8 protein-coding genes and 3 tRNA genes are annotated in these 13386 nt (G+C 71.6%); 6 read left to right on the top strand and 5 right to left on the bottom strand.

The window, feature by feature from the left end:
- Positions 1-22: 22 nt before the first annotated feature.
- A complete protein-coding gene (locus tag AB0B96_RS27865; protein ID WP_362903251.1) occupies positions 23-3571 on the bottom strand; it encodes a BTAD domain-containing putative transcriptional regulator in 3549 nt (1182 codons plus the stop codon).
- A gap of 238 nt (positions 3572-3809) precedes the next feature.
- Positions 3810-5075: a glycosyltransferase family 4 protein gene (locus AB0B96_RS27870; protein WP_362903253.1), complete on the bottom strand. Its 1266-nt coding sequence runs from the start codon at positions 5073-5075 to the stop codon at positions 3810-3812.
- Positions 5076-5295: 220 nt separating this feature from the next.
- On the opposite strand from AB0B96_RS27870, the gene AB0B96_RS27875 reads away from it, so the two are divergent.
- A complete protein-coding gene (locus AB0B96_RS27875; RefSeq protein ID WP_362903255.1) occupies positions 5296-6612 on the top strand; it encodes an FAD-binding oxidoreductase in 1317 nt (438 codons plus the stop codon).
- Between the two features lie 25 nt (positions 6613-6637).
- On the opposite strand, the gene AB0B96_RS27880 is transcribed toward AB0B96_RS27875, so the two are convergent.
- On the bottom strand, positions 6638-7609 hold the full coding sequence (locus tag AB0B96_RS27880; protein WP_362903257.1) for an alpha/beta hydrolase: 972 nt from the start codon (positions 7607-7609) through the stop codon (positions 6638-6640).
- Positions 7610-8315: 706 nt separating this feature from the next.
- Here AB0B96_RS27880 and AB0B96_RS27885 point away from each other — a divergent pair.
- From AB0B96_RS27885 to AB0B96_RS27895, 3 genes are all read left to right on the top strand, one after another.
- Positions 8316-8387: transfer RNA gene (locus tag AB0B96_RS27885), tRNA-Gly, on the top strand.
- Positions 8388-8507: 120 nt separating this feature from the next.
- Positions 8508-8580 (top strand) — tRNA-Pro (locus AB0B96_RS27890).
- A 157-nt stretch (positions 8581-8737) separates the two neighbouring features.
- Positions 8738-8810, top strand: a tRNA-Leu gene (locus AB0B96_RS27895).
- 49 nt (positions 8811-8859) lie between these two features.
- Here AB0B96_RS27895 and AB0B96_RS27900 read toward each other — a convergent pair.
- Both AB0B96_RS27900 and AB0B96_RS27905 read right to left on the bottom strand, forming a co-directional pair.
- Entirely contained in the window at positions 8860-9363 is a 504-nt protein-coding gene (locus tag AB0B96_RS27900; RefSeq protein ID WP_362903259.1) for an NUDIX domain-containing protein, read from the bottom strand.
- A 40-nt stretch (positions 9364-9403) separates the two neighbouring features.
- Positions 9404-10675: an ROK family transcriptional regulator gene (locus AB0B96_RS27905; RefSeq protein WP_362903261.1), complete on the bottom strand. Its 1272-nt coding sequence runs from the start codon at positions 10673-10675 to the stop codon at positions 9404-9406.
- 243 nt (positions 10676-10918) lie between these two features.
- On the opposite strand from AB0B96_RS27905, the gene AB0B96_RS27910 reads away from it, so the two are divergent.
- Positions 10919-12232 carry an ROK family transcriptional regulator gene (locus AB0B96_RS27910; protein ID WP_362903263.1) on the top strand — a complete coding sequence of 438 codons (1314 nt, stop codon included), beginning with the start codon at positions 10919-10921 and terminating at the stop codon, positions 12230-12232.
- A 220-nt stretch (positions 12233-12452) separates the two neighbouring features.
- Positions 12453-13386: sugar ABC transporter ATP-binding protein (locus AB0B96_RS27915; protein WP_362903265.1), on the top strand; the 934-nt coding region annotated here is incomplete at its 3' end.

The raw sequence follows: 13386 nt of genomic DNA on the forward strand, positions 1-13386 counted from the left end.
GACCTGACCGTGACCGGCCGGATCAGCTCAGGCGGGCCAGCAACCGCAGGCTCCGCTCCTCCAGGTGGGAGAGGCCGAGCCGCCGGTGCGTCTCGACCGCCTCGCGGGCGTGCTCACGAGCCCGGCCGGCGCGGCCCAGCCGCGCCGCCAGCTCGGCGAGGACCAGATGGGTGGAGCCCCACGCCGTGCTGCCCGTCCCGGCGACGATCAGCTGGTCGCCGTGCGGGGCGAGCCTGTCGTACAGCTCCTCGGGGTCGGGGACGCCGAGCCCGGCGGCGACCAGGCCCCAGACGGGGATGAGGAAGTCGGCGATCCAGTCGTCCGCGACCTCGGTGCCCCAGCGGGCGACCAGCTCGCGGGCGAGATCCGGACGGCCGGAGTCGAGGGCGGCCAGCACCGCGATCGGGCGCAGCGGCACCAGCGACGGGTCCTCCGCCGAGGCGAGCAGCCCGTCGAGGGTCTCCGCGACCCGGCCGCGCCCCCGGTCGCAGGTGAACATCGTGAGCAGCAGCCGGAACTCCTGCCCCCAGACGCTTGAGCCGTAGCCCATCTTCCCGAAACGGGTGACGAGCGACTCCGCGTCCGCCCAACGGCCTTCGAGGGTGCACCTGGCGGTCTGGGCGATGCGGACCATGGCCTCCAGCTCGGGGCGGCGTACCTCCTCGACCAGCCGTTCGCAGCGGGCCAGATCGAGATCCCAGCCGGTCAGGTCGCCGGCGCGCATCAGGCAGGCCATCCGGAAGACCCGGGCCACCAACTCGGTGGCGCGCGGCAGGTGCGGCAGGGACAGCATCTCCTTCGCGGCCCGCAGCCGTTCGGGGTTGCGGCCCGGCACCCAGCAGGCGAGCAGGTAGTTGTTCAGGGTCCGCGCCAGCAGCGCGGGGTCGTCCAGACTGCGGGCGATCTCCACGGCTCGCGCCGCGTGCCGCTCGCTCTCGGCGCGACGCGGGCCGTAGTGCAGCTCGACGGCGAGGGTGCCCAGCAGCGCGGCCCGGTCGCGGTCGTCGAGCGGCCCGGCCAGCAGGTCCTCGAGCACGGCGACCATCGCGGTGTCGACCACCCCGTAGGGGCGCCACAACCACAGGGCGAGTCCGCCGGAGACGGTGATCGCGGAGATCAGGGCATCCCTGTCACCAAGCCGCAGGGCGAGCTCGATCGCCTCCTCCAGGTCCCGGCGGGCCGCCACGGCGTCACCGACCGTACGGCGAGCCTGTCCCAGCTCCGTCAGCAACGCGCACCTGGACCTGCCGTCGTCGCCACGGCCGCCGTCGGCGGGCAGTGAGTTCAAAGCCAGCTCCCACAGCTCGACGGCCTCGGTGTACGCGAGCTGGGCCGTGGCCCGCCGGGCCGCGCGGGAGGCGTACTCCACCGCCTTGGACGCGCCGCCGACCCTGGCGGCCGAGGCGAAGTGATGGGCCAGGGTGGCGGGCTCGGCGCTCGGCCTGGCCTCCAGGCACTCGCCCGTACGCAGGTGCAGCCGGGCCCGCGCCAGGCGGCCGAGCCCGGCGAGCAGCGCGTCGCGCACCAGGGCGTGGGAGAAACGGTAGTCGGGGCCGCCGGGCGGCTCAGCCAGCAGCCCGCTCGCCACCGCCGGTTCCAGCAGGGCCATCACCCGCTCGGCGGGGATGCCCGTGACGGCTTCGAGCACGTCGATGTCCACCTCGCGCCCGGTGACCGCCGCAGCCCGCAGCAGCTCCCGCGTCTCCTCGGGAAGCCTCGCCGCCCGGCGCTCGATGACGTCACGTGCTCCGGCGGGCAGCCCCGCCACCAGGCAGTGCTCACCTTCGCCCTCGCGCAGCCGCAGCAGCTCGCCCAGGTAGAAGGGGTTGCCGCCGCTCCGCTCCAGCAGCACGTCGACCAGCAGGGGATCGTCGGGGATCCGTCGCAGACGCAGATAGGACGACACGTCCTTCGCGCGAAACGGGGACGGCTCCAGGTGCGTGGTCCCCGGCTCCCCGGACAACGCGCCGAGGGTGTCGCGCAGCTGCGCGGGGTGGTCGCCCGGTTCGGGACGCAGCGTCGCCATCACCAGCACCGGGTGGCGGGCCAGCTCGCCCGCGACGAAGGTGAGCAGCCGCAGCGAGGAGGCGTCGGCCCAGTGCAGGTCCTCCAGCACCACCAGGAGCGGGCCGCCGGTGGAGGTCAGCGTCGCCGTCACCCGCTCGTACAGCTCGAACAGGGCGGCGTCGGGATCGAGACCGGGAGGAGCATCGGAGCCCGCGGAGACTTCACCGTCGGGACCGGGTCCGGAATCGAGACCGGGGGGAGCATCGGAGCCCGCGGAGGGCGCGCTGCCCGGACCGGGGCCGGAACTCGGAAGGGCCGGGCGAGGCTCAGGGCTCGGACGGTCCGGGCCGGGTTCGGGGCTCGGGCCGCGGACCGGCGACACCGTCTCGCCGTGGAACGGGTTCGTCCCGCCGCACTCGCGCAACACCTGGATCCAGGGCCGGAACGCGGGGGCCGCGCCGTCGACGCAGCGCCCCCAGGCCACCCGGAAACCCCGTCCGGCGGCTTCGTCGGCCGCGGCCCGCGCGAGCCGGGTCTTGCCGATCCCGGCCTCCCCGGTCACCAGCACCACCCCGCCCTCCCCGCGCCTCGCCAAGGCCAGCCGCTCGGCCACCAGGCGCAGTTGCGTCTCCCTGGCGACCAGGGTCTCGGCGGTCACGAGGTCACCGGTCCCGTCTCCCGTCGGGGCGCGGGCCGGTGCGGGCGGGACGAGCGCGGCGGGAGACTGCACCGGATCCGCAGCGGGAGACGGGCCGGGAGCGAGGCCGGAGGTCTCCAGCTCGACGGCCTGCTCGAACACCGCCCGCTCCAGGCGCCGCAGCCGCGGCCCCGGCTGGATGCCGAGGTCGTCGGCGAGCAGGGTGCGGACCCGGCGCAGCGCGGCGAGCGCGTCGGCCTGCCTGCCGGTCCGATACAGCGCCGGCACCAGCAGCTCCCAGAGTCGCTCGCGGTAGGGGTGGGCCTCGACCAGGGCCTCCAGGTCCGGCACGCACGCGCCGCTCTCGCCCAGCGCCAGCCGTGCCTCGAATCCGTCCTCCACGGCGGTGGCCCGCAGCTCGCGTAGCCGCGTGACGACGGGCCGGACGAACTCCTGATCGGCGAACTCGCCCAGCGGCTCACCCCGCCACAGCGCCAGCGTCTCCTCCAGCACCCGGAGCGCCTCCCGGTGGTCGCCGCGCGCCAGTGCCCTGCTGCCTTCCTCGGCGCCCGCGGCGAAGCGCGCCAGGTCGACCTGACCGGGGGCGACGGCCAGCAGGTATCCCGGCTCGCGGGTGAGCAGCACCCTCGGCGGGGTGCGCGGCCTGCGGCCGGGCTCCAGCACCCTGCGCAGGTGCGCGATGTAGGACTGCAGGGTCCTCGTCGCGGCGGAGGGCGGCTCGCCCGCCCACAGCCTGTCGATCAGGCCGTCCAGCGAGACCACCCTGCCGGGCTCCAGCGCCAGCATCGTCACCAGGGCACGCTGCTTCCTGGTGCCGAGGTCAAGCGGGTGACCGGTCTCGTCGGTGACCTCCAGCGGGCCCAGCAGCCGGAAGGTCAGGTGCGTCGGTGGGTCCTCTTTCTCCATGGCAGCCGGAAGCCTACGTTCTCCCACCGTCAATTTCGTGGCCGGTGGATCCGGTGACCGGCGGGCCCGAGAGGCAGTGAGCCGTTCCGCTCTTCCCCAGGCCCGCCGGGGAGGGAAGGCTCCGAGCGTGATGTCGACCAGGTCTAGGGGTACCCGGTGCCGAGGAGGCCGGGAACGGTGCGGCCGTCCGCTGTGCCGAGTCCAGGAGCATCCGAGCCGCACCGTATCGGTCGAAGACTCAGGAGGGCCGTTCGTAGGTGCCGTCTCGGCGGGCCAGCAGCTCCTCTAAAAGGGCGTCCCACTTGGCGCCGACCGACTCCACGTCGTAGGTGACGGCGGTCGCCAGAGCGCCTTCGGCCAGCCGGCGACGCAGTTCCCCGTCCTCGATGACGCGGCTGAGGGCGGCGGCGAGGTTGGCCTCGGTGCGCGGCGTGACCAGCAGCCCGTCGACCTCGTCAGTGATCATCTCCTTGGGGCCGTGCGGGCTGTTGAAGCTCACGATCGCCAGCCCTTTGGCCATCGCCTCGAGGATCGTCATGGGGAAGCCCTCGTGGCGGGAGCTGAGCACGAAGATCGAAGCCTTCTCCAACTCGGCGCCGATGTCGGAGGTGGGACCGGGCAGCTCGACCCTCTCCTGCAGTCCCGCCTCGGCGATCTGGGCACGCAGGTTGTCCTCCTGCGGTCCCGCGCCGAAGATGCGCAGGGTCCAGTCGGGATGGGCGGCCGCCACGGTCTCCCACGCGGCGATGAGGCGGTGGAACCCCTTGAGCTTGGTCATGCGGCCGACGGCGACCACGACCTTGTCCTCCAGCTTGGAGATCCCGCCGGTCATGGGCGGTACGGCGTTGGGAATCCTCGCCAGCTTCCGGGGCTTTCGCCGCAGCGTCGCGCGGTAGTCGCGCATGTCGGCCTTGGTGAGGGTGACGAGGGCGTCGAATCTGCGGTAACGCCGTTTGATGACTTTCTGTACCTCCTGCGACTGTCCCCGCAGGGCCACGTGCTCCTGGCCGATGGTGATGACGCTCGGCAGGGCCAGCTGGGCGAGGGCCAGGTTGAGCCCGGGCCTGGTGGCGATGATGATGCCGGTGTCGACCGAGCGGATCCAGCGGGCCAGTCGCAGGTCGGTCCACACGTTGAAGCGGTGGTAGGCGGCCTCCTGCGGCGGGATGAGCCTGCTCGGCATCTTCGACAGCCGGCCGCGCAGGCCGGTCGGCGGGACCAGCCTGTCGTCGAGGAAGCGGAACCTCACCCTCGGGTCGATGGGGAAGAACGGTTCCTCCGCCTCCTTGAGGATGGAGACGATCTCCACGTCGTGTCCGGTCGAGGCCAGGTAGCCGGCCAGGTTGAAGACCGTTCTGATGGTGCCGCCCATGCCGTACGCGTGCAGGATCAGGATCTTGATCTGGTGTGTGGACGGGGGTGGCGCGGTCCGTTCACGCCTTCGGTTCCTCGCCTCGAACAGCAGGTAGATCGCCTTCTTGGCCTTGCCCGTCAGTGCACGCACCTGTGGGGGTCCCCTTCTCGCAGGCTTCCGGGCTCACACGCCTGTCTGTCCCCGTGGCGCATGCCCCGCTTTGACCCCTATAGACGCTGCGACGAGACGGAAGGTTGCACGGGATCCGCTCGGGTTAGAGCAGATCCCGGATCTCAACTCGACCTCAGCTCGATCTCAGCCGACTCGTTCGACAGTGGGGATCGGTAACGGTGAAAGGGGAGAGGCGATCATGACGATCGGGGACGATCTGCGGCGCGCGGTCAGGGGGCCGGTGCTGGCGGCGGGAGACGAGGGGTTCGAGCAGGCCAGGCGGGCGTGGAACCTCGCGGTCGACCAGCCGGTGGCGGCGGTGGTCGAGGCGGAGGACGCCGACGACGTGGCCGCGCTGGTCACCTGGGCGCGCCTCGCCGGGCTGTGCGTGACCGCCCAGCCCTTGGGGCACGGCGCGAGCGGCGACGTGGAGGGAGTGATCCTGCTGCGCACCGGGCGGCTGGGCGGGGTGGACGTACGGCCGCGGCAGCGCACCGCGCGGGTCGGGGCGGGGGTGAGGTGGGGCGAGGTGCTCGCCGTCGCCGGACCACACGGGCTGACCGGGCTGGCAGGCAGTTCCTCGGGCCCCAGCGTGGTGGGCTACACCCTGGGTGGGGGCCTGAGCTGGTTCGGCCGCCGCCACGGCTTCGCCGCCGACAGCGTGCGAGCCTTCGACGTGGTCGGCGCCGACGGCGTGCGGGCCACGGTCAGCGCCGAGTCCGACGCCGAGCTGTTCTGGGCGCTGCGAGGAGGTGGCGGCGACTTCGCCGTGGTGACCGCCGTCGAGTTCGACCTGCACCCGGCGCCGCACCTGTACGGGGGACGCGTCATGTGGCCCGGTGAGAGCGCCCCGCTGGTGCTCCAGGCGTTCCGGGAGATCACCGCCGACGCCCCCGACGAGCTGAGCGTCTGGTTCGATCTGCTGCACTTTCCCGGAGCGGCGCCCATGGTCGCCGTGGACGCGACGTTCCTGGGAGAGACGGGGGAGGCCCAGGACCTGCTGCGCCGCCTGGACAAGATCGACGGAGTGATCTCGGACAGCAGGGGCCCGCTGCGGGTGGCCGAGCTGGACTCCGTCTGCGCCGAGCCCACCGCTCCCGGAGCGGGGGTGAACCGGGGAGAGCTGCTGACCGACCTGGCCGACGAGGTCGTGGCGACGCTGCTCACCGCGCCGATCGCTCCGCTGCTGAGCGTGCAGATCCGCCACCTCGGCGGCGCCCTGTCCCGCCCGGCCGCGAACGGTGGCGCCTGTGGCCACCTGGCCGAGCCCTACATGCTGGCCATGCTGGGCCTCGCCCCCTCACCCGAGGCGGCCACCGCCGTACGGGCCCGCCAGGGCGAGATCTCAGCGGACCTGGTCCCGTGGAGCAGCGGACGCAAGCCCTACACCTCGCTGAGTCCCGGTGAGCGGGCCGCGGCCGCGTTCCCCGTCGACGTGCTGGCCCGGCTGCGCGACCTCAAGCGCTCCCGCGACCCGCACGGCCTCATCCGCGCCAACTACCCGGTGCTGCGCTGAGCGGGACGTTCGATCCCCGGCCCGGTCAGCGCAGCAGGGCCCGGCGTAGCGCGACCACCCGTTCGGCGGCGGCCCTGCGGCTGATCTCCGCCTCGGGGATTATCCCGTCGAAGCCGTGGAAGGCCCCCGGGTAGAGGTGGAACTCGGTGGAGACACCCGCCCGCACCAGCCGCAGGGCGTAGTCGAAGCACTCGTCCCTGAAGACCTCCAGCTCGCCGACGTCGATGTACGCGGGGGGCAGCCCCGACAGGTCGGTCGCCCTCGCCGGGGCCGCGTACGGGGAGACATCGTCGCCGCCCGATCGCTCGCCGAGCAGTGCCCTCCATCCGAAGATGTTCGCCGACCGGTTCCACACGACCGCCTCGACGAACTCGTGGCTGGAAGGAGTGGTGTTGCGGTCGTCCAGCATCGGGCAGATCAGGAGCTGGAACGCGAGGGCCGGGCCGCCGCGGTCGCGTGCCAGCAGCACGGTGCCCGCGGCGAGCCCGCCTCCCGCGCTGACCCCGCCCACCGCGAGGCGCTCCGGGTCGATGCCCAGCTCGGCGGAGTTCTTGGCGGTCCACAGCAGACCCGCGTAGCAGTCCTCGACCGGAGCCGGGTCCGGGTTCTCCGGCGCGAGTCGATAGTCGACCGAGACGATCACGCATCCCAGCGCCGCGACGTATTCATTGAGGCGCGCGTCCTCCGTCTCCACGTCGCCGAGGATCATCCCGCCGCCGTGGATCCAGTACAGGCAGGGGACGGCGCCCTCCTGCCCGGCGGGCCGGTAGATCCGCAACCGGATGTCGGGATCGCCCTCGGGGCCGGGTACGGTCCGGTCCTCGATCACGACTCGCTCGTCCGGAGCGAGCGGGGGCATCGCCGCACGCGCCGCGTCCAGCTGGAGACGGACGTCGGGCAGGTCCTCCAGTCGCATGGCGCCGAAATCGGCGGCGGGCAGGGGACTCGCCTCGAGGGCGGCGGCCAGTCCGGGATCGATATTGGGGTGAAGTGCCATGCCGCTCACCTAACCAGAAGACGAGGGACGCCGGTTCACGCGATCGGTTCTCTCAGCGATCACACGGGAGCCCGCGCAGCCGCACAACCGCGAGGTGGTCGCGACGAGAGGCCGTCACCCGGCTCCGCGGCCTGCCACCCACGCGGTGGGAGCCCGGTGAGGAGGTGACGTTCGGGCGGCCGGGCATCGGCGGGACGGATCGGGCCACCCGGATTCGCGGCGGAAAGAACGCGAGTACGGGCCCGGCAAGCCCGGCGCGCGACGAACGACGAATTCTCCGCGAGCCGCGGAAAACGGCCGTCGAAAACCTCGGGGGAGGAAAGCGCGGATAAAACCACTGGCATCGAAGGCCGCCTTTGTACTTCAATGGAGAAAAGGCCGGGGCATCCGCTCCGCACCTCGGAAAGGATCGACGATGAAGTACGGCGCGTCATCGGTGCGGCAGGGAAGCCTTGAGATGTTTTCGCTGCTCAATGACGGTGCTCCGGCTCCCGAGGGGGCAGGCGGCTAGTCCTTGCGAGGGAAACCGCCGAGCCGCCCAAGACATCGGTCCAGGCGGCTTCTTCATTTCCTGAACCATGGGAGGCTGCTTCGACCAGCGTGCGCGGAAGCCGGTTTCCCCGCTCTCCATAAATTCACGGCGCAGCACGTTTAACGCTTTCACGCCTTCTCGTGGGAAGGGGAAAGGATTCATCTCGGAAGACACGCCGCAGAGGCCGAATCGGTAAGGCAGCCGGTTTCCACCCGGCAGGACGGGGTTCGAACCCCCGCTGCGGCTCTGCCCTGGCAGGAGAAGGGCATGGGACTGGGACTCGGCGACGGGAGTGGCGACCCCCGCCCGGTTCGCAGGCCCGCGGCGCGTCCGGTACGGCCCACGCCAACCGGACCGGACGCGTGACGGAGCGTAGCTCAGCAGGAAGAGCATCCGGCCAGGGACCGGAAGGCCGCAGGTTCGAGCCCTGCCGTTCCGACGACGCGGTGACTTCCAGCGAAGGCGACCCTGGACGCGACGATCTGAGGCGCGACCACTCACCACGCGCAGTGCTCCGGGACGTCGAGCGAGAACGGTCAGGCGACCCAGGCGACACAGTGACATCGGTGACATCGGCGTGCGTACGGCACCGCCCGGCCGCTCTGGCCCAACGGCAGAGGCGCCGGTTTCAGGAACCGGAGGTTCGGGGTTCGAATCCCCGGGGCGGCACGTACACGGTGACGGGCGGGCACACCCGCCCGTCACCGTCGGCAGGGGACTACTCGTCGTGGTGCCAGGGCAGCGGGACGGGTTCGGCGGGGAGGTCTCCGTCCAGGAGATCGGACAACAGGGCTCCAAGGTTGAGGGGGAAGATCGTCTCATCGGTGGTGAGGAGATCGTGACGGGTCCACCAGCGGTGCGCCGAGATCAGCGAACGCTCCAGTTCCTCCTGTCCCGAGACGTCGACGGCGTGTTCGCCGACCCGCAGGAAGAAGAACGAGTCGATCGCGGCGATCTGGACGTCTCCGAACCAGGTGAGGCCGGAGGAGCGGGCCACGACGGGCCCCAGGCGTTCTTCCGTGATCTCCAGCCCTGTCTCCTCGCGTATCTCGCGGACCGCGGCGGCGGTCAGTGTCTCGCCGTCGTGCACCCCTCCGCCAGGGGTGATCCAGCAGTGCTCGGCGGGCCACTGCGCGGGGGCCGGGCAGCGGAACAGCAGGAGGCGCTCGTCGGCGTCGACCAGCAGGATCCGGGCACTGGGACGTGAGATCGGGGCGGTCACGTCCCCGATCCTAGAAGAGACCGCCCGCCCGCCGAAGCCGTCAGGCTCCGGCGGGCGGCATGATCGCGGCCGGGTCGTTGACGATCTGGTTGATCACCACGTTCGCGGCGCCCCGGGAGGCGGCGCCGAAGCCGTGGTCGGAGGCGATGAAACGACAGCGGGCCGCGGGGCCGGCGACGACCAGGCGCTCCAGCTCCGCCTGGGCGAAGGGGAGCAGCCATGCGGCCAGGGTGGCGAAGTAACCGCCTACGACGATCACGCGCGGGTTGAAGAGGTTGACCAGGATCGAGCCCCCGAGCCCGAGCCAGCGGCCGACCTCCGCGACCGCGACCAGCGTCTGCTGGTCGCCGGCGGCCAGGTCGCGGGCGATCTCGGCCACCCGCTCCTCGGGATCGGGCACCGGGACCGTTTCCAGCCCGTACGCCCGCTCGGGGGTCGCCATGCGCACCAGCGCGGCCAGGCCCACCTTCGTCTCCCAGCAGCCGAACCGCCCGCAGCCGCAGCGCCCGCCGCTCGGGTCGACCGGCAGGTGCCCGACCTCGCCGGAGAAGCCGTCCGCTCCGCGCAGCAGCCTGCCGTTCACGATGATGCCGCCGCCCACGCCTACCTCGCCGGTGAGGTAGACCATGTCGGCCGTACCGGCGGCGACTCCCGAGGTGTATTCGGCCAGAGCGGCGAGGTTCGCGTCGTTGTCGACCGTGATCGGCACGCGCAGCGGGCCGAGGGCGGAGGAGAGCCGGGCGGCGAGCGGCACGTCGTGCCAGTCGAGGTTGGGGGCGAAGGCGACCACCCCGTGGTCGACGTCGACCAGGCCGGGGACCGCCACTCCGATGCCCGCCGGCGCGGCCCCGGCGCGCGCCATCTCCTCGATGGCCTCGCGGGCCGTCAGGCCGAGTTCGCGAAGCGAGCGGCTGGCGCCGCTGCCCGCCGCGTCGAAGCCCAGGCGGCGGTCGACCAGGACGTTGCCGCCGAGGTCGACGCCGTGGACGGCGACGTAGTCGACGTTGATCTCCAGGCCGAGGGCACCGATGTGCGCGCCGTGCAGCGCCACCGCCCGCCGGGGGCGGCCGACCGTGCCGGCGTGGTCGACGCCCACCTCCTGGACGAGCCGCCGGTCGAGGAGCTCGACCATCAGGTTGGAGACGGTGGCCCGGTGCAGGCCCGTGGCCTCCGCGATGTCGGACCGGGAGGTGGACCCGTGCTCGCGCAGGTGGCGCAGGACCAGGGAGAGGTTCGTCCTGCGGAGCAGGGCGGGACCCGTGGCCTGAGGCGTGCCGCCCACCGTGCGGGCCTGGTGCTGCTCCTGGGTCACACGGCCACCTGGCTTTTATTTGTCTCGGATAGAAATTAATTGGATTTGTAACACACAGGTGTCCTGTCGCGCACCGGGGAGGACGGTAACGACTCGGTATCTGTCGTTCGTGTGACGTACACGCGTAAACGCGCGACCGTGTTACGAAAACGTTACGCAGATCGAAACGTTTCGGACCTTGCGCCCCAACCTGGACTGAGCCTTTAATTCGGCCAGTCATGCAAATTAATTGAGGGGAGTGACGTGCACCGTAGCTGGACCGGCAGTCGCAACGGCGGTTCGACGAGCTCGAACAGGTCGGCCGGTATACCCGCCGACCAGGCCACCGTGCGCCGGTCCAACCTGTCCCTGGTGCTGCGTCACGTCAGCGAGTACGGCCCGCGGTCCAGGTCCGTCGTCGCCATGGAGACCGGTCTGAACAAGACCACGGTCACCAGCCTCGTCAGCGAGCTGCAGGCCCGAGGCCTCCTCAAGGAGATCGGGCCGCAGCACGCGGGTGCCGTCGGCCGCCCCGGACTCGCCCTCGCGCTGGACGGGGCGGGGGTCGGAGCCCTCGGCCTTGAGGTGAACGTCGACTACATCGCCGCCTTCGCCACCGACCTGGGCGGCAGGGTGCTGATCGACCGGCGGGTCGGCTTCGACGCGATGGGCTGCGACTCCGAGCGCTCCCTGACGGAGCTGGCCCGGGTGATCGGGGAGGCCATGGCCGAACTCGACCTCCTGGAGGTCAAGGTCGCCGGGATCACCGTGGCCGTTCCCGGTCTCGTCGACACCGCCACCGGCACCGTGGACGTCGCCCCCAACCTGGGCTGGTACAACGTCCCCGTGGTGGACTGGCTGGTACGCGCCGGAGTTCCCCCGGACGTGCCGATCAGCGTGGACAACGACGCCAACCTGGCGGCCCTCGCCGAGTTCACCGGCGGAGTCGCCTCCGGTACGTCCGATCTCGTCTATCTCACCGGCGAGGTCGGCATCGGCGGCGGCGTGATCTCCGGAGGACGCCTGCTGAGCGGCGCCGACGGCTTCGCGGGAGAGGTGGGCCACGTCATGGTCGACCCCTCGGGCGAGCGCTGCGGCTGCGGCCGGATCGGCTGCTGGGAGACGAAGGTCGGCCTGGCCGCGCTGGTCCGGATGGCCACCCCCGACCACGCCTACGGCATGCACGACGGGGTGATGCGCGACCCGGAGGAGCGGCTGGCCGAGATCGAGCTGCGGTGGGCCGCGGGTGATCCCCGGGTCGACCTGGCCATCGGTGAGGTGGGCCGCTGGCTCGGGCGAGGCTCGGCCACCCTGGTCAACCTCTTCAACCCGCGCGTCATCGTCATCGGCGGCTACTTCGCCAAGCTCGCCGACCGGGTCATCCCCGTGGCGCAGGCGGAGTTGAAGCGGCTGGGCGTGGAGGGATCCGCCGCCCGCTGCGAATTCGTCGCCTCCGATCTCGGCTTCGGCGCCGCCTCGCGCGGCGCCGCCGGGATCGTCACGGAGAGGGTGCTCTCCAACCCCACTGCCATCGACGTCCGCCTGGCGACACCGGCACCCGAGAAGGAGCGCGAATGAGACGCCATATCTCGTGAGACCCGGTATCGCCCCCACGAACATCCCGTCCGTCCGGTTGGAGAACCGGATTCGTGACGCCGTCGTTCACGCCGACCTCGGCGGCGCCACGCTGGTGCTGTCCGGCCCGGCCGGACGGGCGGGATCCCAATCGTCCCCTTCTATCGAGTTCCCAGCGAAGTCCCCATCGAGATTCAGTCGTAAAGATCCACGGAGGCCCCCCATGCCCGAGCCGTCAACCGACTCGGCACCCCTTCTCGTAATGCGAGGGATCGTCAAGCAGTTCCCCGGAGTGCGCGCCCTGGACGGCGTCGACCTGGAGGTCCGTGCCGGCGAGGTGCACTGTCTGCTCGGCCAGAACGGTGCCGGGAAGTCCACTCTGATCAAGACCCTGGCCGGTGCCCACCAGCCCGACGAGGGGACGATCACGCTGAACGGCGAGGAGGTGCGGCTGTCGAGCCCGACCGCGGCGATCAGGCTCGGGATCACCACGATCTATCAGGAGCTCGACCTGGTGGACGGGCTGAGTGTGGCCGAGAACGTGTTCTTGGGGCATGAGCCGGCCCGGCTGGGGTTCGTGAGCCGCGGGGAGTCGGCGCGGGCGACGCGGGAGTTGCTGGCGCGGCTGGGGCACGGGGAGATCCGCCCGTCGGTGGAGGTGGGGCGGTTGTCTCCGGCGGCCAAGCAGGTGGTGAGCATGGCGCGGGCGTTGTCGCACGACACCCGGTTGATCATCATGGACGAGCCGTCGGCGGCGCTCGCCCATGACGAGGTGGGCAACCTGTTCCGGATCATCCGGGAGCTGACCTCGCAGGGGGTGGCGGTGGTCTACATCTCGCATCGGCTGGAGGAGATCCGCGAGATCGGGGATCGGGTGACGGTGCTGAAGGACGGTCGCACGGTCGCGGTGGGCCTGCCGGCCAAGGAGACGCCGACCTCGAAGGTGGTGTCGCTGATGACCGGCCGCAACGTCGAGTACGTCTTCCCCGAGCGTCCCGCGTCCGGCGCCCACGACGGCAAGGCGGAGGTGCTGCGGGTCAGCGAGCTGAGTATTCCCGGCCGTGTCTCCGATGTGTCGTTCTCGGTGCGGGCGGGGGAGATCGTGGGGCTGGCCGGTCTGGTCGGCTCGGGCCGTTCGGAGATCATCGAGGCGGTGT

This window comes from Streptosporangium sp. NPDC049046 (assembly GCF_040649155.1).
Lineage (GTDB): Bacteria > Actinomycetota > Actinomycetes > Streptosporangiales > Streptosporangiaceae > Streptosporangium.